Annotated in this window: 21 protein-coding genes and 1 pseudogene; 12 read left to right on the top strand and 10 right to left on the bottom strand. The window is 67.1% G+C overall.

Annotated features, from left to right (window positions below):
* The first annotated feature begins 561 nt into the window (after positions 1–561).
* Positions 562–1770, top strand: a complete 1209-nt coding sequence (locus RTW82_RS18025) for a sugar transporter (protein WP_316925908.1) — start codon at positions 562–564, stop codon at positions 1768–1770.
* A gap of 95 nt (positions 1771–1865) precedes the next feature.
* Positions 1866–2213, top strand: coding sequence for a hypothetical protein (locus RTW82_RS18030; RefSeq protein WP_271658114.1), 348 nt, complete (start codon positions 1866–1868; stop codon positions 2211–2213).
* Positions 2214–2650: 437 nt separating this feature from the next.
* Here RTW82_RS18030 and RTW82_RS18035 read toward each other — a convergent pair whose 3' ends face one another.
* The gene (locus RTW82_RS18035) at positions 2651–3301 is read right to left on the bottom strand and encodes a sel1 repeat family protein (protein ID WP_316925909.1); all 651 of its coding nucleotides are present in this window, start codon (positions 3299–3301) and stop codon (positions 2651–2653) included.
* A 51-nt stretch (positions 3302–3352) separates the two neighbouring features.
* Positions 3353–4084 (bottom strand): carbon-nitrogen hydrolase family protein, encoded by a 732-nt coding sequence (locus RTW82_RS18040; protein ID WP_316925910.1) that lies wholly within the window; start codon positions 4082–4084, stop codon positions 3353–3355.
* A 203-nt stretch (positions 4085–4287) separates the two neighbouring features.
* On the opposite strand from RTW82_RS18040, the gene RTW82_RS18045 reads away from it, so the two are divergent.
* Both RTW82_RS18045 and RTW82_RS18050 read left to right on the top strand, forming a co-directional pair.
* On the top strand, positions 4288–5391 hold the full coding sequence (locus RTW82_RS18045) for a DUF2855 family protein (protein ID WP_316925911.1): 1104 nt from the start codon (positions 4288–4290) through the stop codon (positions 5389–5391).
* 125 nt (positions 5392–5516) lie between these two features.
* A complete protein-coding gene (locus tag RTW82_RS18050) occupies positions 5517–6710 on the top strand; it encodes a GGDEF domain-containing protein (RefSeq protein WP_316925912.1) in 1194 nt (397 codons plus the stop codon).
* Positions 6711–6971: 261 nt separating this feature from the next.
* Here the strand turns inward: RTW82_RS18050 and RTW82_RS18055 are convergent, their stop codons facing one another.
* Positions 6972–8225, bottom strand: coding sequence for an OprD family porin (locus RTW82_RS18055; RefSeq protein WP_316925913.1), 1254 nt, complete (start codon positions 8223–8225; stop codon positions 6972–6974).
* Between the two features lie 197 nt (positions 8226–8422).
* On the opposite strand from RTW82_RS18055, the gene RTW82_RS18060 reads away from it, so the two are divergent.
* Together RTW82_RS18060 and RTW82_RS18065 are read left to right on the top strand one after the other, a co-directional pair.
* Positions 8423–8602, top strand: a complete 180-nt coding sequence (locus tag RTW82_RS18060) for a hypothetical protein (protein ID WP_316925914.1) — start codon at positions 8423–8425, stop codon at positions 8600–8602.
* Positions 8603–9131: 529 nt separating this feature from the next.
* Entirely contained in the window at positions 9132–10184 is a 1053-nt protein-coding gene (locus RTW82_RS18065; RefSeq protein WP_021220015.1) for an NAD(P)-dependent alcohol dehydrogenase, read from the top strand.
* 247 nt (positions 10185–10431) lie between these two features.
* On the opposite strand, the gene RTW82_RS18070 is transcribed toward RTW82_RS18065, so the two are convergent.
* Both RTW82_RS18070 and RTW82_RS18075 read right to left on the bottom strand, forming a co-directional pair.
* Positions 10432–11874, bottom strand: a complete 1443-nt coding sequence (locus RTW82_RS18070) for a SulP family inorganic anion transporter (RefSeq protein ID WP_316925915.1) — start codon at positions 11872–11874, stop codon at positions 10432–10434.
* Between the two features lie 466 nt (positions 11875–12340).
* Positions 12341–12958 (bottom strand): annotated as a pseudogene (locus RTW82_RS18075) (NAD(P)H-dependent oxidoreductase).
* A 95-nt stretch (positions 12959–13053) separates the two neighbouring features.
* Here RTW82_RS18075 and RTW82_RS18080 point away from each other — a divergent pair.
* Positions 13054–13677 (top strand): TetR/AcrR family transcriptional regulator, encoded by a 624-nt coding sequence (locus tag RTW82_RS18080; RefSeq protein WP_316925916.1) that lies wholly within the window; start codon positions 13054–13056, stop codon positions 13675–13677.
* Here RTW82_RS18080 and RTW82_RS18085 read toward each other — a convergent pair whose 3' ends face one another.
* A complete protein-coding gene (locus RTW82_RS18085) occupies positions 13678–15090 on the bottom strand; it encodes an MFS transporter (RefSeq protein WP_316925917.1) in 1413 nt (470 codons plus the stop codon).
* Between the two features lie 130 nt (positions 15091–15220).
* On the opposite strand from RTW82_RS18085, the gene RTW82_RS18090 reads away from it, so the two are divergent.
* Positions 15221–16129 carry a LysR family transcriptional regulator gene (locus RTW82_RS18090; protein WP_316925918.1) on the top strand — a complete coding sequence of 303 codons (909 nt, stop codon included), beginning with the start codon at positions 15221–15223 and terminating at the stop codon, positions 16127–16129.
* On the opposite strand, the gene RTW82_RS18095 is transcribed toward RTW82_RS18090, so the two are convergent.
* The 3 genes from RTW82_RS18095 to RTW82_RS18105 all read right to left on the bottom strand — a co-directional run bounded on the left by RTW82_RS18095 (position 16114) and on the right by RTW82_RS18105 (position 17375).
* A complete protein-coding gene (locus RTW82_RS18095; RefSeq protein WP_316925919.1) occupies positions 16114–16749 on the bottom strand; it encodes a hypothetical protein in 636 nt (211 codons plus the stop codon). The genes RTW82_RS18090 and RTW82_RS18095 overlap by 16 nt on opposite strands.
* A 151-nt stretch (positions 16750–16900) precedes the next feature.
* Positions 16901–17113, bottom strand: a complete 213-nt coding sequence (locus RTW82_RS18100; protein ID WP_021220022.1) for a hypothetical protein — start codon at positions 17111–17113, stop codon at positions 16901–16903.
* Positions 17114–17123: 10 nt separating this feature from the next.
* Positions 17124–17375: a hypothetical protein gene (locus RTW82_RS18105; protein ID WP_316925920.1), complete on the bottom strand. Its 252-nt coding sequence runs from the start codon at positions 17373–17375 to the stop codon at positions 17124–17126.
* A 166-nt stretch (positions 17376–17541) separates the two neighbouring features.
* Here RTW82_RS18105 and RTW82_RS18110 point away from each other — a divergent pair, with 166 nt between their 5' ends.
* Together RTW82_RS18110 and RTW82_RS18115 are read left to right on the top strand one after the other, a co-directional pair.
* Complete coding sequence (locus RTW82_RS18110) at positions 17542–17742, top strand: hypothetical protein (RefSeq protein ID WP_316925921.1); 201 nt, start codon at positions 17542–17544, stop codon at positions 17740–17742.
* A gap of 44 nt (positions 17743–17786) precedes the next feature.
* Entirely contained in the window at positions 17787–18338 is a 552-nt protein-coding gene (locus tag RTW82_RS18115; RefSeq protein ID WP_316925922.1) for an ATP-dependent Clp protease proteolytic subunit, read from the top strand.
* Positions 18339–18527: 189 nt separating this feature from the next.
* Here RTW82_RS18115 and RTW82_RS18120 read toward each other — a convergent pair whose 3' ends face one another.
* On the bottom strand, positions 18528–19034 hold the full coding sequence (locus RTW82_RS18120; RefSeq protein ID WP_081711470.1) for a DUF4142 domain-containing protein: 507 nt from the start codon (positions 19032–19034) through the stop codon (positions 18528–18530).
* Between the two features lie 179 nt (positions 19035–19213).
* Between RTW82_RS18120 and RTW82_RS18125 the strand changes: the two genes are divergently transcribed.
* Positions 19214–19522, top strand: a complete 309-nt coding sequence (locus RTW82_RS18125; protein ID WP_316925923.1) for a DUF2061 domain-containing protein — start codon at positions 19214–19216, stop codon at positions 19520–19522.
* A gap of 29 nt (positions 19523–19551) precedes the next feature.
* Complete coding sequence (locus RTW82_RS18130) at positions 19552–19899, top strand: DUF2892 domain-containing protein (protein WP_316925924.1); 348 nt, start codon at positions 19552–19554, stop codon at positions 19897–19899.
* Position 19900: the final 1 nt, after the last annotated feature.

Below are 19900 nucleotides of genomic sequence, written 5' to 3' on the forward strand. Positions count from 1 at the left end.
CCCGGCGCAACGACTGCGTTCGGCCTCCTGGAGGGGCGTTGGCGGCTGCTCCAACTTTCTTCGTCCAGCGCATCGCCACGTGGTGCGCACGAGCTTTCGTAGGATGGTGTAGAGCGAAGCGAAACCCATGCGGTGGAGGTGGCAGAAATACTTCGGTGCCCGGAAAGCACCGTGCTTGAGAGCCTGCATCAAAATCACAACAGCTAACGCAGACAGAGCCAATTCATTCGCCCAGCAGACCGCAGGTCTGCCCCGCTCGTTGCCGCAGGCGACTTCACCGTGGGAGCGAATTCATTCGCGAAATATGCCGTGCCGGTCCTCGCGGTTGAAACCGCTCCCACCACTCGCCGGCCCACTCCGGCGACCCACCGGTCATTCGCCGTGGTGCCCCGGCCGCTGGAGGCGTAGAATCGCCGCTTCCAGGCCGTACCCCCTCCCATTCCAAGAACAAACCCTGCCGCAGCCGTCCGCCCCGTGCCTTGCTCCCCGGGTGGCCCCTGGCATGCGCGGTGGAGGCGCATCGACCCTGTCCCGACCCCAGCCTCAGCCCCGGAACAGCCCTTGAGCCCTGAACGCCCCACCCTCGACCCAACCCCCGAACCCCGCGCCGGCAGCTGGCTGAGCGTGATCGCCCTGGCCCTGGCCGCCTTCATCTTCAACACCACCGAATTCGTTCCGGTGGGGCTGCTCAGCGACATCGGCCGCAGCTTCGAGATGCCCACCGCCCAGGTCGGCCTGATGCTGACGCTCTACGCCTGGGTGGTGACCCTGGCCTCGCTGCCGCTGATGCTGCTCACCCGTAACATCGAGCGGCGCAAGCTGCTGGTGTGCGTCTTCCTGCTGTTCATCGTCAGCCACCTCCTGTCCAGCGTGGCCTGGAGCTTCGGCGTGCTGATGCTCAGCCGCATCGGCATCGCTTTCGCCCATGCGGTGTTCTGGTCCATCACCGCGTCGCTGGCGGTGCGCGTGGCGCCGCCGGGCAAGCAGGCCAAGGCCCTGGGGCTGCTGGCCACCGGCACCATCATGGCGATGGTCCTGGGCATTCCCCTCGGTCGCGTGGTGGGCGAGGCCCTGGGCTGGCGCACCACCTTCCTCGCCATCGCCGGGCTGGCGGTGCTCACGGCGCTGTGCCTGGCGCGCACCCTGCCGTTGTTGCCAAGCCAGAACTCCGGCTCCCTGCGCAGCCTGCCGATGCTGCTCAAGCGCCCGCCGCTGGTGGCGCTCTATGTACTCACCGTGCTGGTGATCACCGCGCAGTTCACCGCCTACAGCTACGTCGAGCCCTTCTCCCGGGACGTGGCCGGCATGAGCGGGCAGATGACCACCCTGTTGCTATTGCTCTCCGGCGGCGCCGGCATCTTCGGCTCGGTGCTTTTCAGTCGCTACAGCGACCGCTTCCCCCGGGGGCTGCTGCTGGTGGCGGTCAGTACCCTGGCGGCGAGCCTGCTGCTGCTCCTGCCGCTGGCCCAGCACCATGGCTGGCTGCTGGGCATGAGCATGCTCTGGGGCATGGCGATCATGTGCTTCGGCCTGGCCCAGCAATCCAGCGTGCTGCGCCTGGCGTCCGACGCCACGGACGTGGCCATGGCGCTGTTCTCCGGGCTGTACAACGTCGGCATCGGTGGTGGCGCGCTGCTGGGCAGCCTGGTCAGCCAGCACATCGCCCTGCAGCAGGTGGGCAATGCCGGTGCGGTGCTCGCCGTGACGGGTCTGGTGCTGGCGCTGTTCGCCTGCTGGAAGTTCGCCGATGCCCTGCGGGGTGGGCGCTGAGCAGAAGGGGACCGGCTTCACGGCAGCGGCGGGCGGCGCTTGCTAACGTGGCGCCGCTGGCACTCCGCCCCCCACCCCACCGAGAAGGATTTCCCATGGCGCTCCGTTCCCTGCTGCTGATCGGCTCCCTGCTGCTGCCCGTCGCTGTGCAAGCGACCACCCTCGACGCGGCCCAGTCGCGCTACCGGGGCGCGGTGTCCTGCATCGACCGGCTGTTCTACGACGGCGGCTATGACGTTGGCGATGCCAAGCGCGAGGCGCTGATCACCGAATTCCTCGCCCACTACCAGCTGCCCGCCTATGACGAGGCCCGCTACGCCGCCGGCGAAGGCGCGGACATCGACCGGGACGCCTACATGGCGGGCTACATGCTGTGTGACGAGGATGTGGACTACGTCGACAAGCTGGGTGCCAAGCACGGCCGGCATCTGCCCAGCGAGTAAGGGCTGAAGGCAGACGCGGTCTGCGTTAAATGTGGCTGGGAGATTCGAACTCGGTTGATTGCCGAGTTCTGCTGATGCTTCTGGTTTCGCCCACCCGGGCGAGTCCCTTTTGACAATCGCCTCAAAAGGAACCAAAAAGGCTTGCCCCTGCATACGGGTCTGGCTTCGCCAGACTTCCCTCGCTCCATCATCGTTCCAGGGGCACGCCGCGAAGGGCCATCCCTGGCCCATCGCGGCTCTCGCGACATCCATGTCGCTCAACCCCCTACACGACGATTCGCTCGGCCTCCTGAAAGGGGCGTTGGCGGCTGCTCCAACTTTCTTCGTCCAACGCATCACGACGTGGTGCGCACGGACTTTCGTAGGATGGTGTAGAGCGAAGCGAAACCCATGCTGTGGGTCCAGAACGGTGGGCTCAGGCATGGCGGGACGCGTCGTCAATCGGCCGGCTTGGCCTCATCCAGCGTCTTCCTGATGCTCGCGCCGAGCTGGAGGGCGTTGCTGCAGGCGGGGTCTTCCTCGCCGTGCTTGCAGGATTTCTTCATCACTTCCAGGGCCTTTGGCAGGTCCTTCTTCACGCCGATACCGCGAGCCAGGTACATGCCGAGCATGGTGCAGGCCCAGGGGTCGTCCTGGTCGCAGGCTTTGGTGAAGCTGCGGGCGGCGCAGGCCTGCACGCGCTTGTTCTGCATGTCGGCGCGGTACAGCCCGGCGGCGTGGTTGGTGCAGCCGGAGGCGGCGCCCAGCTTGCAGGCGCGCTGGTACAGGGGTTCGAAGCCGGCGGGGTCGCCGCCGAGTTGCTGCAGAGTCACGGCCGTGCGCAGGCAGGAGTAAGCGTCCCCGGCGGTGCAGAGCGTGAGGCAGCCATCCAGCTGGTCGGCGGTATTGCAGTCATGGACGTTGATTTCCAGTGCCCGGCGAGTGGGCATCAGGTCGGCCGGGCATTGTTCGGCCTCCTGGGTCCATTGCGCGTTGGCGCGGACCTGGGCGTCGATGCGCTCGACGATCTGCGCGTCCTCCTCGGCCACGGCGGTTTGCAGCAGCGAGAGTGAAACGGCGGCGAGAAGCATCAGCTTCCTGATGACCATGGGAATTCCTTTGCGTGAAAGAGGGTTGTTGCACGCCCCGCAGCGGGGGCGTCAGGGGCCGGGAATCAGCTCGACGCGCTCGCTTTCCAGGTCCAGCAGCATCAGGCCTTCCTGTCCGTCGGGGAGGGTGCCGAGGCAGTCGCCCTGGCGGTTCCAGGCGGCGGATTGGCCGGTGGTGAGGAAGTCTTCCACCGGGCCGATGCTGTTGCTCATCAGCAGCGGCATGCCATGGCGGCGGGCCATGGCGGGGTAGTGCTGTTGCCCGGCGGCGATGCCGTTGGCCGATTTGGCGACGCTGACCAGATAGAAGTCGGCACCCGCCGCGACGGCTTCGTCGGCGTGCTCGGGGAGCATGGATTCGTAGCAGATGGCCGGCGCCAGGTTGTGTTCGCCGAGGCGGATCAGCGCCTGGCCTTCGCCGGGGCTGAACCAGGGCAGCTCGTCGGCGTGCAGGCGCTGCTTGCAGTAGAGGCCGCGGGGCTGGTGGGACTGGAAGATGACCATGCCGATGCGCGGCAGCGGCGCGCCGGTCACCGGCAGGCCGGCGCAGATGATGATGCCGTGCACGTCGGCGAGGTGCTGCAGGGCGTCGAGGCGTGGGTCGTCGGGCGTGGTGGCCAGGCCCTGGGCCAGGGACGGCGCGTAGTGGGTCAGCGAGAGCTCGGGAAACAGGATCAAGGCGGCGCCCTGTTCCACCGCCCGCCGGATGAACGCGCAGTGCTTGCCGATATTGCCTTCGATGTCGCCCGTGATCGACGACAGTTGCGCGGCGCAAAGCTTCACGTGGTGTGCTCCTGCAGATGAGGCCGCCATGCTAAATCGCCGTGGCAGCCCCACGCCAGAGCCTTTTCGAGGGGTGGCCCATGCACCTGTACCGTGTGCACGTCATTCAGCGGCTGATTGATCCATGGCGGCATCTGGACGCGCTTCCGGCGCCTTTCTAGACTGGCTTTCCGCTGGCCGCCCACCCCACAAGGAACCGCCCCATGAGCACCTATCAGGAACTGCGGATCAACCGCACGCAGCTGGACGATTGCCAGTCCCACCGCCGCGAACTGGCCGTCGAGCTGGATGAGGGGCAGGTGCTGCTGGGCGTCGAGCGCTTCGCCTTCACCGCCAACAACATCAGCTATGCGGCGCTGGGCGATGCCATGGGCTACTGGCGCTTCTTCCCCACGGTGGAGGGCCAGGGGCTGATCCCGGTCTGGGGCTTCGCCGTGGTGCTGCAGTCGCGCTGCGAGGGTGTCGCCGAGGGTGAGCGCTTCTACGGTTACTACCCCATGGCCAGCCATGTGGTGATGGAGCCGGGGCGCGTCGATGCCCAGGGCTTCACCGACACCATCGCCCATCGCCAGGGCCTGCCGGCCATCTACAACCAATACCTGAACTGCGCCACCGACCCGCTCTACAGCGACGACAGCGAGGCCCCGCAGATGCTCCTGCGGCCGCTGTTCACCACGGCCTTCCTGCTCGACGAATTCGTCGCCGGCAACCAGGCGTTCGGCGCGCGCCAGGTGATCATCACCAGTGCCTCGTCCAAGACCGCCATCAGCCTGGCCTACCTGCTCAGCCGGCACCGTGCCGAGCGTGGCCAGGACTACGAGGTGATCGGCCTGTCCTCGACGGCCAACCGCGCCTTCGCCGCCGGGCTGGGTTGCTATGACCGGGTGCTGGAATACGGCGAGGTGGAATCCCTGGCCGGTGACGTGCCGTCGATGGTCATCGACCTGGCGGGCAACAGCCAGCTGCTCGCCCGCCTGCACGGCCATCTGCAGGCGGCGTTGCGCTACAGCTGCCAGGTCGGCGCTTCCCACTGGGACCAGCGCCAGGCGCTGCCGAACGGCCTGCCCGGGCCGAAACCGGTGTTCTTCTTCGCCCCCAACGAGGGCAAGCGCCTGCACCAGCTGTGGGGATCGGAGGCCTTCGCCCGCACGCTCGCCGAGCGCTGGCAGGCCTTCAACGGCTTCGCCCGCTCGTGGCTGATCTTCGAGTACGGCCACGGCGCCGAGGTGGTGCGCGAGCGCTATCTGGCGGCCTTGCAAGGGCAGCTGGAACCCCAGGTGGGTGTGGTGCTCTCCCTGGCCGAGTGAGCCGTGGGGCAGGGCGCGCGGTGAGGGCGGAATGATTCTCGTCCCAGTAGACGCGGCCCGCGCGCCTGCTTAGACTGGCCAACTGCTATGACCGCCGCCCCGGCGGCATCCCAGGCTAAGCGCCCATGACCCTTCCCGAGTCCCCGACAGTACCGGCCCGGCACCGCCGAGGGCGCATTCCCGACGTGTTGCAGCCGGCGTTCCGCGCCTATGTGCTGGAGCACCACCGGGGCTTCCTGCTGGCGATCAACTTCATCGCGATGATCGCCTACGACTCCTACGTGCTGGCCGACGCGGTGCTGATCCCGGACATGGCCATGGAGTCGCTGGTCACCCGTGGCCTGCTCAGCCTGCTCGGGCTGCTGAATATCTTCCTGGTGTTCCGCTACAGCCGCAGCGTGCTGCTGATGGACATGCTCATGCCGCTGCATGACATCGTCTCCACCGTCGCCTGGTTCGAGCTGCTCAAGCGCAGCGACTCGCCCGATGTGGCCACCTTCCTCTATGCCTCGGTGGTGTTCATCGTGCTGGGCAACCTGGGGGTGCGCTACTCGTTCCGAGGCATCCTGGCCTGCTCGCTGGTCATCTCCGGGGTGATCCTCTACAACGTCGCGCTGCTCCATCCCGGCGATACCAAGGCGCTGCTGATCTTCACCCTGGTCTACCTGCCGGTGCTGGTCTTCAGCCTGTTCATCAGCTGGACCAATATCCGTGGCGTGCGCCAGGCCTTCCTCGCCGACCAGGAGGGCCGCCGCCAGCGCGCCGAACTGGCCACGCTGAACAGCCGCCTGCACGAACTGGCCAGCACCGATGCGCTCACCGGCGTGGGCAACCGCCGCGCCTTCGATCGCGTGCTGGAGGAGTACTGGTACCAGATGAGCCTGCACGGCCGGCCCTTCGCGCTGCTGCTGGCGGACATCGACTACTTCAAGCCCTACAACGACCACTACGGCCACCTGGCCGGCGACCGCTGCCTGCGCGAGGTGGTGGACAGCCTGGTGCACACCCTGCGCGACGGCCAGGCGAAGGTCTTCCGCTATGGCGGCGAGGAATTCGTCGTGCTGTTGCAGGTGAGCTGCCAGGCCGAGCTGGAGCACATCACCGAGCGCCTGCGGGTGCAGGTGGCGGGCCTGGACATGGAGCACCTGCACCGCCCCGATGGCCTGCGCCACCACACCATCAGCCTGGGCGCCTCGCTCTCCAGCGGCGAGGGCCTGGTCCAGGCCCAGGACCTGCTGGCGCGCTGCGACCAGCTGCTCTACCAGGCCAAGCAGGAAGGCCGCAACCGTGCCTGCCTGGCGGCCATGACGCTCTGCTGAGCGGGTTAGGCAATGCCCGGGTGAAGCAGCGCTGTGTTGGGCCTCGCTGCACTTGGCGCCAACCTACGGGTACCGGGGCACGATCCCGTAGGAGCGAGCCCTGCTCGCGAAGCGCTTGCGGGAATCTGTAGGAGCGAATTCATTGGCGATGGAATAACCGGCCACCCGCAGCCTTGTGCCGGCGGCGAGTCTTTCGCGGCTGAAGCCGCTCCTACGGGGAACGCCTGAGCGCGCCGGATTGCCCGGCGCACATGCGGGTGATCAGAGGATGCTGATCGGGTACTCGACGAAGGCGCGGATTTCGTTCAGGTCCGGGCCCACGTTGTTGTCGGCGCGGTAGATCGAGTTGCGCAGCTTGAGGGACAGGTCCTTGGCCGGGCCGTCCTGCACCACGTACTTGAACTGGTTGAACAGCTCGCGCTCGGTGCCGTCGCTCTCGCCGCCGGCCTCGATGTTGCTGCCGCGCACGTAGGCGACCTTGTAGCTCAGGCCGGGTACGCCGTAGGTGGCGAAGTCCAGCTCGTAGCTCGCCTGCCAGGAGCGCTCGTTCTTCAGGTTGAAGTCGGAGTAGTAGGAGTTGGCTACGTAGATGGTGCTGCCGCCGTCGCCGTAGTCGTACGCATAGCCGGCGTCACCGGTGTTGCGCTGGTGAGCGATGATGAACGCGTGGGCGCCGACGCTGTACTTGGCGGCCAGGCTCCACAGTGTGTTCTTGTCGTTGTTGCCGTCACCGCCGAAGTCCAGCGCGGCATCGGAGTTGTCGTCGTAGTCGGTACGGTAGATGTTGAAGTCGAAGTTCAGGGCCTGTTCCGCGTTGAACGGAATGGTGTAGTTCACGTTGCCGTAGTACTTCTTGAAGGTGTCTTCGACATCGGAGTGGTACAGGGCCACGGACAGCGCATCGTTGACGACGTAGCTGCCGCCGATCACATCGATGCTCTTCAGGCGATTGGGGTCGCGTGCCGGGTCGCCCATGGGGCTGTCGGCGGTGAAGCGGCCGACGTTCAGTTCCAGGCCTTCGATTTCCTTGCTGGTCACCAGGGTGCCGGTGAAAGCTTGCGGCAGCAGGCGGCTGTCGTCATAGGCGAGCACGGGCAGGGAGGGGAACTGGTTGCCGTACTTGAGCACGGTGTTGGAGAAGCGCAGCTTCACCGCGCCGCCGGCTTCGGAGAGGTCATCCACCGGGTGGCCGTCGCTGTCGGTGTCGAAGAAGGCGCTGTAGTTACGGCCCCGGCCGCTGTCCAGCTTGATGCCGAGCAGGCCGTACGCGTCCACGCCGAAACCGATGGTGCCCTGGGTGAAACCGGACTCGAAGGTACCGATGAAGCCCTGGCCCCAGACCTTGGCGTCGTTGGTCTTGTCCTTGTAGTCACGGTTGAAATAGGCGTTGCGCAGCAGGACCTTGAGGCTGGCGTCTTCGACGAAGCCCTTGGCGTCGGACTGCTCGCTGGCGTGGGCCTGGGCGATGCTCAGGGCCAACAGCGTGCAGGCGGCTATATAGTTTCGGTTATGCATGGATGCTCCCAGATATTGGTTTTTTTGATGGCTTGGAGTCGGCAGGAAGAGACCGCTTATTCAATTGCCGATCGACCGGGAAACTGTAGATTCCCAACCGTGACAGTGCGAACTAATTGTTGCTTATAAGGTCCGCAGAATAAGTGGCGGGTAACAGTTAACACGCGCGCGCAAGTAATCCGTAACTGATGGGGTTGATGATTAATATCAATGAAATTAATAATTTGCGATTGGGTGTGGCGCGTATTCTGGCGGCGATGAATACCTCAGGGCGCTGCTCCAGTTCGTTGTCGGAGTGGCGCCTTGCTCCATTTCATCATCCTTTGGTTTATTTGCCGCTTCTCTTGAAGCGGCTTTTTTTTGGCCGCGATTTATAGGCGCGAGAAGAGGATTGCTGCACTCGCCAAGTTGCACTGTTGGACTATCGGGCAATTGGTTAAATATCGGTTCGAGCGAAACGCGTGCAATGCATCTTACATATATAAGTCTGGGCAGTTGATTGCTCATTCACTTCCGCCCTATGCGTCATGGCGCCGCACAAGCTAACCGCATGGCCAGGTTTTTCGCCGCCTGGCGGGCAGGGTGGGTCGATTCCCCGGAGAGCCGGTCCGGCGCTCCACAAACCTCGTATCAGAGCTTGGCAGAGGCCTCGCCGGGCTAATGCCCCATCATCGACACGGCGAATGGCCAAGCGCCCCGTTGCAGTATCAGGCAATGCGTCGAGCGCTCTGGAATGCACCTTTCAAGGCATTCGACGATTGGCAGGAATGGGCAATCACGCCGGAGTAGTCGGCTACCGGACAGACCCCGCCGACGCTTAATCTTCGCTCCTGGCCGGATTCCGGGCCCGTCTATCCCATCGAAGGCCGACGCGTCGGCTGATCCTCAACCCCTGGAGTACTGCTCATGTTCACAATCGGTTATGCCGCGCAAACCGCCGCTGCACCGCTCGCGCCCTTCAAGTTCGAGCGCCGCGAACTGCGCCCCAACGACGTGGCGATGGAAATCCTCTACTGCGGCGTTTGCCACTCCGACCTGCACCAGGCCCGCAACGACTGGGGCTTCAGCCTGTACCCCATCGTGCCCGGCCACGAGATCATCGGCCGGGTCATCGAGGTGGGTTCGGCGGTGACGCGCCACAAGGTCGGCGACAACGTGGCGGTGGGTTGCATGGTCGACTCCTGCATGCAGTGCGACCAGTGCCGCAAGGGCGAAGAGCAGCTGTGCCGCGAGCGCAACACCCAGACCTACAACAGCCGTGACCGCATCACCAAGGAAGTCACCCTGGGCGGCTACTCCAAGCACCTGGTGGTGCGCGAGGAGTTCGTCCTGCGCGTGCCGGAAGGCCTCGACCTGGCCAAGGCGGCCCCGCTGCTGTGCGCCGGCATCACCAGCTACTCGCCGCTGCGCACCTGGAACGTCGGCCCCGGCAGCCGCGTGGGCGTGATCGGCCTCGGCGGCCTCGGCCACATGGCAGTCAAGCTCGCCGTCGGCCTGGGTGCCGAAGTCACCGTGCTCAGCCGTAGCGCCGACAAGGCCGACGACGCCAAGGCCCTGGGCGCCGACCGCCTGCTGGTGTCCTCCGACAAGAAGGCGATGACCGCCGCGCAGTCCAGCTTCGACCTGATCATCGACACCGTGCCCTCGCGCCACGACGTCTCGCCCTACATGTCGCTGCTGGATATCGACGGCACCCTGGTGATAGTCGGGCAGATCGGCCCCATCGACGAACAGCTGACCATCCCCTTCGTCCTCGGCCGCCGTCGCCTCGCCGGCTCGCCCATCGGCGGCATCGCCGAGACTCAGGAGATGCTCGACTTCTGCGCCCGCAAGAACATCCTCCCGGACTGCGAAATGATCCGCATGGACCAGATCAACGAAGCCTTCGAGCGCATGGAGAAATCCGATGTGCGCTACCGCTTCGTGATCGACATGGCCTCGCTGTCCGAGGCGGGTTGATCGACGCCTAGCCCGGCCCGCAAGGGCTAAGGCACAAAAAAATGCCCGGCCATCGCATCAGCGGTGGCCGGGCATTTTCATGGGTGCAGTGGCTCCGCTGGTGGATGAAAAAGGCGTCATCCACCCTACGCAAGAACCACCCACGCAGCGCGGTCCCATCTGCGGCACCTGTAGGGTGGATGGTGCTCTTCCCATCCACCAAGCGGTGTCGATGCTTGCACCTCTATCCCAGGAAGAAACCTGCCACTCAGTGCTGCACACCTGCCCGCTTGAGCAACTGCTTGCAACGCTCGGATAGGTGCACCACGCGCAGGTGCTTGCCGGCCTTGGTGTAGCGCTCGCGCAGGGTCATCAGCGCGGTGAGGGCCGAGTAGTCGACGAAGCTCAAATGGCGGCAGTCCAGGGTCACCTGGGCCGGATCGCCCGCCGGGTCGAACTGGGCGAGGAAGGGCGTGGTGGAGGCGAAGAACAGCGTGCCGTGCACCTGGTACAGCTTGCTGCCGTCGGCTTCCAGGTGGCTGTCGGCGTAGAGCTCGCGGGCGTGCTGCCAGGCGAAGTTGATGGCGGCGATGACGATGCCCAGCATCACCGCGGTGGCCAGGTCGGTGAACACGGTGATCACGGTCACCGCGATGATCACCAGCATGTCGTTGACCGGCACCTTGTGCAGGACCCGCAGCGAGGCCCAGGCGAAGGTCTGCTGCGACACCACGAACATCACGCCCACCAGCGCGGCCAGGGGGATGCGCTCGATCAGCGGCGAGAGGAACAGCACGAAGAGCAGGATCATGCCCCCGGCCACCACGCCGGAGAGGCGGCCACGGCCGCCGGAGCTGAGGTTGATCACGGTCTGGCCGATCATCGCGCAGCCGCCCATGCCGCCGAACAGGCCCGAGGCCATGTTCGCCGCGCCCAGGGCCACGCACTCGCGGTCCGGGTAGCCCCGGCTCTCGGTGATCTCGTCGGTGAGGTTCAGGGTCAGCAGGGTTTCCAGCAGCCCGACCATCGCCATCAGCAGCGCATAGGGGGCGATGATGCGTAGCGTCTCCAGGCTCCACGGTACCTCGGGCAGCGCAAAGGCCGGCAGGCCGCCGGCGATATGCGCCATGTCGCCCAGGGTACGGGTGGGCAGGCCGATGAAGTACACCAGCAGGCCGACGCCAAGGATGGCCGCCAGGGCCGGCGGGATGGCGCGGGTCAGGCGCGGCAGCAGGTAGACGATGGCCATGGTCAGCGCCACCAGGCCGAGCATGGTCGCCAGGGGCATACCCGACAGCCAGGCTTCGCCGGCCTTGAAATGCTCCAGCTGGGCCAGGGCGATGATGATCGCCAGGCCGTTGACGAAGCCCAGCATCACCGGGTGCGGCACCATGCGCACCAGCTTGCCCAGGCGCAGCAGCCCGAAGGCCATCATGATCACCCCGCCCAGCAGCACCGTGGCCAGCAGGTACTGCACGCCGTGCTGAACCACCAGCGCCACGATCACCACCGCCATCGAGCCGGCCGCGCCGGACACCATGCCCGGCCGCCCGCCGAACAGCGCCGTCAGGGTGCAGATGATGATCGCGCCATACAGACCCATCAGCGGATTGAGCTGCGCCACCAGGGCAAAGGCGATGCACTCGGGCACCAGGGCGAAAGAAGTCGTCAGGCCGGCCAGGACGTCGGCGCGAATGCGGGCTGGTTTCATGGATTACCGGGGGAGGGCGGGACAAGGGAAGGGGCGGCGGATTCTACGGAAACTCCCCCGCCCGGGCCAGTTGCCCCGGTCGGCTGGCCCGAGCCGGACGTCCACCCCACAGCCCATCTCGTGGGAGCGAATTCATTCGCGATGGAATACCCGGCCGCTCGCAGCTGGGTGCCGGCGGCGAGTCTTTCGCGGCTGAAGCCGCTCCCACAGGGAGAGGCCGCCGCGAGACCGGACATGGCGGTGTTGGGCCTCGCTGCGCTCGGCGCCAACCTACGGCACCTTGCCCAATCCAAGCCAGGAAACCGACCGGTGGGTAGGGTGGATGACGCTCTTTTCATCCACCGAGCGGTGCTGCCTGGGAACACGATGCTGGGGCAGCCCTGCGGACTGCTTGGCGACTGAAGTCGCCCCTACAAGTCGCCCCTAGAGTCGCCTCGACAGGTGGGGGCCGCCTTGGGGGAGGGCTTCATGCCTCCACGGGGCGGGCTGCGGGTGCCTGGGCGAACAGCGATTGGCCGAGGCTGCGGGCTGCCCGAAGGTAGTCGCCCGGGTCGCGGCTTTACGATTCCAGCAGCAGTTCGGAGCTGAGCACCTGGGCGCCGCAGTAGTCAAAGATGCCGTGGTCGATCTGCGCCTTCATCGCCTCCAGGTAGCCGTGGCGTTCATAGGTGCCGGCGTCAGCGCCGCCGACCCCGATCAGGTGCACCTTGAGGTGGCCGAGCTTCTTCTCGAAGCGCTGGTCGAGGACGAAGTCGAAGGCCCAGCCGTTGCTGAACACCCGGTCGATCCAGCCCTTGAGCAGGCCCGGCATTGACCACCAGTACACCGGGTAGACCAGCACCAGGGCGTCGGCGCCGTCGATGCGTGCCTGCTCGGCGAGCACATCCGCCGGCGGCGTGGCCTGGTGGCGGTGCACGGCGTGGTCGGCGGGGTTGAAGCGGGGGTCGAAGCCTTCCTGGAAGAGGTCGGCGGTTTCACTGCCGTGGCCCGGCGCGGACTCGGCCACGCCACGGGCGACTTCGGCGGCGATGGCATGGGTGAGCGACTCGGGATCGTGATGGGCGACAACGATAAGGGCGTGCATGTCGGTGGCTCCTGTGGCTCGATTGCGGGAGAGCTGAAAACGCTTATATACTTTCAGTAAGTTACGATTGGTAAGTTACTTTTGGTAGGTTTCCCATGTCAAGCGATGAGAAGCAACAGGATTCCGCCGCGCAGCCGCGCCGTCGGTTGTCCCGCGAGGAACGGCAGAAACAACTGCTGGAAGCGGCCTGGCGCCTGGTGCGGGAGGAGGGCAGCGATGCGCTGACCCTGGGCCGCCTGGCCGAGCTGGCGGGTGTGACCAAGCCGGTGGTGTACGACCACTTCGGCACGCGACAGGGCTTGCTGGCGGTGCTCTACCAGGATTTCGACGCGCGGCAGACGGCGGTCATGGATGCGGCACTGGACACCGCCGAGCCAACGCTCGAGGGCATCGCCCGGGTCATCGCCTCGTCCTACGTCGCCTGCGTGCTGCAGCAGGGGCGCGAGATCCCCGGGGTCACCGCGGCCCTGGCCGGCTCGCCGGAGCTGGAGCGGATCAAGCGTGAATACGAGGCGATCTTCCTCGCCAAATGCCGCGCAGTGCTGAGCCCCTTCACCGGGCAGGGCGGCCTCGGCGCCCCTGGGTTGCGGGCCATGCTCGGCGCGGCGGAGGCGCTGTCCCACGCCGCCGCCGCCGAGGAGATCACCCCCGCCCAGGCCGAGGAAGAACTCTTCGTCACCCTCGTCGCGCTGGTGCAGCGCAGCCAGCGGGCGGGCTGATCAAGGCGCGCGACACGGGCGATCGGCGAGGGCCACCAGCAGGGCGATGAGCACCAGCCCCAGGGCGACGAAGAAGGTGCCGCGCATGCCGGCGGCGATCGCCTCGGGCGCCGCGCGGGTGATGTCGTCGCTCGCCGCGCCCAGGGCGAACACCGCGCCCAGGGCCGAGGCACCGGTGACCAGGCCCAGGTTGCGCGACAGGTTGAGCAGGCCGGAGACCAGGCCGCGCCGCTCCGACGGCACCTCCGCCATCACCCGGGTGTTGTTGGCCGCCTGGAACAGCGCATAGCCGGCCGTCAGCCCCGCCAGTGGCACGATATAGCCGAGCACGCCCAGGTGCGTCGGCAGCAGCGGCAGGGCCAGGGTGGCCAGCGCCATGCCCAGCAGGCCGATGCGCACCATGGGCGCAGCGCCGAGGCGATCCACCAGGCGCCCGGCGGGCACGCCCATCAGCGCCGACACCAGCGGCCCGCAGGACATGGCCAGCCCCACCTGGGCCGGCGCCAGATGCAGCGCGCCGGAGAGGTAGAAGGGGCCCAGCACCAGGGTCGCCATCAACACGCTGGTGACCAGCGCCCCCATGGCCAGCCCGGCGCGCAGCTGCGGGTCGCGGAACATCGCCAGGCGCAGCAGCGGCGAGGCGACGCGCCGTTCCACGCGGATGAACAGTGCCAGGCCCAGGCACGCCGCCAGCAGCAGGGCACCGTTGAGCGAGCCGAAGTGGCCGTGGCCCAGGGTCAGTCCCAGGGCATAGGCGGCCAGGGTCAGGGCCAGCAGCAGGGTGCCGGGGATGTCGAAGCGGGTGCCGCCGTCGTTCACCCGGTCGCGCGGCAGGTGGCGGTGGGCGAGGGCGAAGGCCAGCAGGCCCAGGGGCAGGCCGACCAGGAACAGCGCCCGCCAGCCGGGCCCGGCCAGCAGCAGCCCGCCGAGGGAGGGGCCCAGCGCGGTGCCGATGGCCGACAGGGTGCCGAGCAGGCCCATGGCACTGCCGGTCTTCGCGCGAGGCACCGTCTCGCCGATCAGCGCCATCGCCAGGGTCATCATCATCGCCGCGCCCAGGCCCTGCAGCGCGCGGGCGCCGATCAGCCAGCCGAGGGACGGCGCCAGGCCGCACAGGGTGGAGGCACCACTGAACAGCAGCAGGCCCGCCAGCAGCAGGCGACGGCGCCCCAGCAGGTCGCCGAGGCGGCCCGCACCCACGCTCAGTGTGGTGATGGCCAGCAGGTAGGCCAGCACCACCCACTGCACGTTCTGGAAGGGGGCGCCGAAGGCTTCGGCCAGGGTCGGCAGGCCGACGTTGGCGATGCTGGTGCCCAGGGAGGCGAGCAGGGTGGCCAGGGCAAGGCTGGCCAATGCCCATTTCGAGCCGCTCGCCTGTTCGGTGGTCGCTGGGTTGGCTGTGGGGGTCTGCATGGCGGGGCTCCGTGGGGTGGGTCGCCAGCACAGTCTGGGCGCGGTGCTGATAGGGCGGAAGGCGCAGCATTTGCACTTTATTCATGCACCAGACGCCATAGATAGGCTGGCCGTGCTAGTTTTTCCGTCCATGAGCCATCCCGATTTCAACCTGCTGATCACCCTCGACGTGCTGCTCGCCGAAGGCAGCGTCGCGCGTGCTGCCAAGCGCCTGCACCTGAGCCCCTCGGCCATGAGCCGGGCCCTGGCGCGGCTGCGGGAAACCCTCGGTGACCCGCTGCTGGTACGCGCCGGCCGCGGTCTGGTGCCCACGCCCCGGGCGCTGGAGCTGCGCGAGCAGGTCAGCCAACTGGTGCTGGGGGTGGAGGGCGTGCTGCGCCCGGTGGAGCACCTCGACCTGCAGCGCCTGGTGCGCACCTTCACCCTGCGCGTGGGTGATGGCTTCGTGGAGAACTTCGGCCCGGCACTGATCGGGCGCATCGCTGCCGAGGCGCCGGGCGTGCGCCTGCGCTTCGTGGCCAAGGCCGACAAGGACAGTGCGCCCCTGCGTGACGGCAGCGTCGATCTCGATACCGGCGTGGTAGGCGCCGACGCCGGCCCGGAGATCCGCACCCGTGCGTTGTTCCAGGACCGCTTCGTCGGCGTGGTGCGCGAAGGTCACCCGCTGACCCGTGGTGCCATCACCGCCGAACGCTATGCCGGCGGGCGCCATGTGCTGGTGTCGCGCCGTGGCAAGGACCGGGGCCCGGTGGACGACGCTCTCAAGGCTGCCGGCCTCGAACGGGATGTCGTCACCCTGGTGGGCGGCTTCTCAGCCGCCCTGGCGCTGGCCCGCGCCACCGACCTCATCGCCACCGTGCCCGAGCGCCACAGCGGCAGCCTGCGCGCGGGGCTGTTCAGCTTCCCGCTGCCGCTGGATGTAGAGCCCATCAAGGTCTCCATGCTCTGGCACCCACGGATGGATGCCGACCCCGCACACCGCTGGCTGCGCGAGTGCGTGCGGGGCGCCTGTGGGGAGGGCGGTCAGCCCAGCGGGTAGACGCGGCTGCTGCCGTCGGCGTTGTACACCGTCAGCACCGGGGAGGCGCACTCGCTGCGCCGTTGTGGCGGGGTGCCGGCCTGGCGGCCGATCTTGCCGGGGCTGTTGCGCAGTGTGTGCAGGGTGGTGCAGACCATCACCTCGTTGAAGGCCCGGGCCAGCGGCCCACTCCGGGGCGCGACGAGCTGGCGGCCGCTGAACTGCCGGGCGCTGTCTTCCAGCCCCTGCAGCACCACCACGCAGAGCAGGCGCTCGACGTTGCGGGGGATGCGCCGGCGGTGCGTCGGGTTGACCCCGAGCAGGTCCAGCAAGCGGGGCGTGTCCAGCTCGTCCAGCACCTGCGGTTCGTTGGCGATCAGCAGCTGGCCGGTGGAGCGCAGCAGCGCCTGGTAGGAGGCCAGGTGCGCGTGCTGGGCGGCTTCGAGTTCCTTGAGGGTATGGCGGGTGAAGGGCAGGTGCTCGCGCATGCGGCGGCGCTGGTCCCACAGCTTGCCCTGCTGCAGGTCGTGCTGCTGCGCTGCCTTGCGGATCGCCATGCGCGTCGCGGCCAGGCGGTTGGCCCAGCCCCGTTGCGGGTCATTGGCGATGCTCAGCAGCTTCTCGAAATATCCAGGTACCACGCTTCGGCTCTCCGCCTACTGACTTCAACCTCACCTCGGGCACCATCCGGGTGCCCGTTTCAGCCGCATAGACACCACGATCCAGGCCTTGCGCTCAAGGAGTTTATTGGCACCGAGTCAATTGCGCAGGGGGACATTGGTCGATAGGGGCTCAGGGGCGTTGCCCGATGTGCCGGCGCAAGGCGGCCTGGGCGATCAGCGACGCAGCCTGGTCGGAGCCGCTCTTCAGCGCCGAGGTGGCGATGCCCCGGGCGGCGGCGAGCAGGTCTTCGCGATCCACACCGGCTTCTTCCGCGGCCGCCAGGGTGGCCTCCAGCGCTATCCACAACGCTTCCTGCAGGGCTGCCGTCCGCACTGGGTTCATGTCCCGCTCCTCAGTTCAGGGTGACGATATTGAGCGTGCGCCCATCCTGGTAGGTGATCAGCCCCTCCACGCTGAGGCCGTTGGGCAGGGTGATGCGCAGCGAGTCGGCATCGCCCAGGTCCAGGTCGCAGGTGAGGCTGAAGATGCCGGGGATGGTTTCGTCGAGCACGACGGTGGTGCTGCAGGCGGTCGGCATGGTCGACCTGCCCTGGTGGCCGGGCGCGTAGACGAGGGTGGCCTGGCCTTCATAGTGGGTGTGCATGGTGCGGTCCTCCGAGGGTCATGCTGGAGTGACTGCGGCGGCTTCGACGGAGTTCAGGCAATGGGATGGCCGGGGCTGCCGAGGGCCGCCACCGGCCGACGGATTGACGGAACGACAAGCGGCGCGAGCGGCTCCACCGAACCTGAGCCATCCACTGGAGACGACCATGAACGACCTTTCCCGCACTCCTGATAACCAGAGCGTCGAATCGAGCCCGGGCAGCGACCGCGAGGCGCCCGCCCGCGAGCGCGAAGGCATTCCGCCCGAACTGCACCCGGAGTGGCAGGCCCCGCGCAACCCCTCCACCGAGGATCGCCCCGGCAGCAGCGACGCGCCCGACCGCCCGCGCCAGGCAGGCGCGAGCTGACCTGACAGAGGCCACCACCCAGACAAAAAAGGAGGAGGGCAGCCATGGCCAGCCACATCGTGCATTTCACCGCGCCGATCAACTCCACCACCAGCGGCCAGCTTATCGAGCGCTGCACCCAGGCCGTGCAGCAGGGCGCGGACGAACTGGTGATCAAGATCGCCACCATGGGCGGGGAGTGCAGCTACGGCTTCTCCCTCTACAACTTCCTCATCTCGCTGCCCATCCCCGTGCGCACCCACAACCTGGGCACGGTGGAATCCATGGGCAACATCATTTTCCTCGCCGGGCAGCGACGCAGCGCCTGCCAGCACAGCAAGTTCCTCTTCCACCCCTTTCACTGGAACCTCAACGGCTCGGTGGACCACGCGCGGATGTCGGAATACGCCATGAGCCTGGACTACGACCTGCACCTCTATGCGCGCATCGTCGCCGAACGCACCCCAGCCGGCGCCGAACCGCTGGACATCCTCGACTACCTCAAGGCCGCGCCGCGCATCCTCGACGCCGAGGCGGCGCTGGCCACCGGGATGATCCACGAGATCGACTGCCTGGGCATGGCCGCCGACGCCGTTACCTCGTCTATCCATGCCTGAGGGAGTGGTCGCTGGGCCTGTCAGGTTGCACCCGATCTACAGGCTCGAGACGCCCTATCGCCTGCATGACTGCGGAGCGGCTTTTCGAAGGGTGGACAACGCTCTTTTTGTCCACCAGCGGAGCCCCGGTTGGAGCAGCGGAGGTGGACGCCACTACCTGCATCCACCCAGGTCGCTGCTGCCGCTGCATCAGGGCTTCTTGTGGGTGGCGGCGAGGTCGCGGGCCATCTGCAGGTGATGCTCGAGCTTGGGCAGGGTCTTGGTGGCCCAGGCGGCGATTTCCTTGTCATCCGAAGCGGCGGCTTCCTTGAACAGCTCGATGGTCTTCTCGTGGGCCGCCACCTGGTTGTTGGCATAGGCCTCGTCGAAGTTCTCACCGTCACGCAGCTTGAGGATCAGGGCCTTGGCCTTGCTCATCAGCTCGGCTTCGGTGGCCACCTCCAGCTTCTTCTCGCGGGCCAGTACCGCCAGCTCGCGGTTGGCCGCGCCGTGGTCGTCGATCATCTGCTGGGCGAAGGTCTTGACGCTGGCCGAGGAGGATTTCTCCAGTGCCAGCTTGCCGCCCTCGATCTCGGCGATGCCGCCGGCACTGGCTTCGTCGACGAAGTCGTCCGCGTCGATCGTGTCGGCGGCGAACAGCGGGGCGCTGAGGGAGGCGCAGAGCAGGGCGGGTAGAGCGAGTCGGGCGAATCTCATGGCGATCTCCTGGGATCGTGGGTGCATGGCAGTAGAAGCGGCGCCCCGGCGGAAAGTTGCAGCAATCGGATGGGCGTCGCGCCCGTGCCCAACCGGGCACCACCCGCCCGATTCCCTGAACCTCGACCGGGCCCTTGCCCTTCCAATCCATAGCGACCGACAGAACCAGGAGAAGGCCCATGGCGATACGCAACGAACGCTCGACGAACACGGCACCGCCCCGGGCGACGCCGCCCCAGCGCCGCCAGCCGCTGGCCAAGACGCTGAGCTTCGCCGTGCTGCACTTCACCATCGCCTTCACCGTGGCCTACCTGCTCACTGGGAGCCTGCTGACCGGCGGCCTGATCGCCCTGATCGAACCGGCCTGCAACACCATCGCCTTCTATTTCCACGAGCGTGTATGGGAGCGTTTCGGCGTGCGCGCCGCACCGCAGAAGGGGCACGGCCACGGCAACCTTTCCCATGACTTGCGGCGCGCCTCGCGCTAGCGCCGCCTCAACCTTCAGGAGACAGCCTCATGTACCCACAACCCCATAACGTCCATGGCGTCGAGCGCGCCTTCTCGGTCGCCGCCGGCTTGGTTTCCATCGCGTCCGGTGTTTACCGCGGCGGTGCTCCGGGGGTGATCAAGGCCCTTAGCGGTGCCGCATTGCTGCTGCGCGGGGTCAGCGGCCACTGCAGCATGAAGGGACTGGTGTTCGACCCCGATACGGAGCTGGAGTACCTGCGCCAGCGCGTGGCCGCTTTGCGCGCTGCACTGCCGCGCATCGAAGACCACCCGCTGCGCAGCCAGCGGGCCCTGGAGGCCAAGGTCGATAACGCCGTGGAAGAGACCTTCCCTGCAAGCGACCCCATCTCGCCCTGAG

Origin of the sequence: Pseudomonas sp. zfem005 (assembly GCF_032621735.1) — a bacterium.
Lineage (GTDB): Bacteria > Pseudomonadota > Gammaproteobacteria > Pseudomonadales > Pseudomonadaceae > Metapseudomonas > Metapseudomonas solani.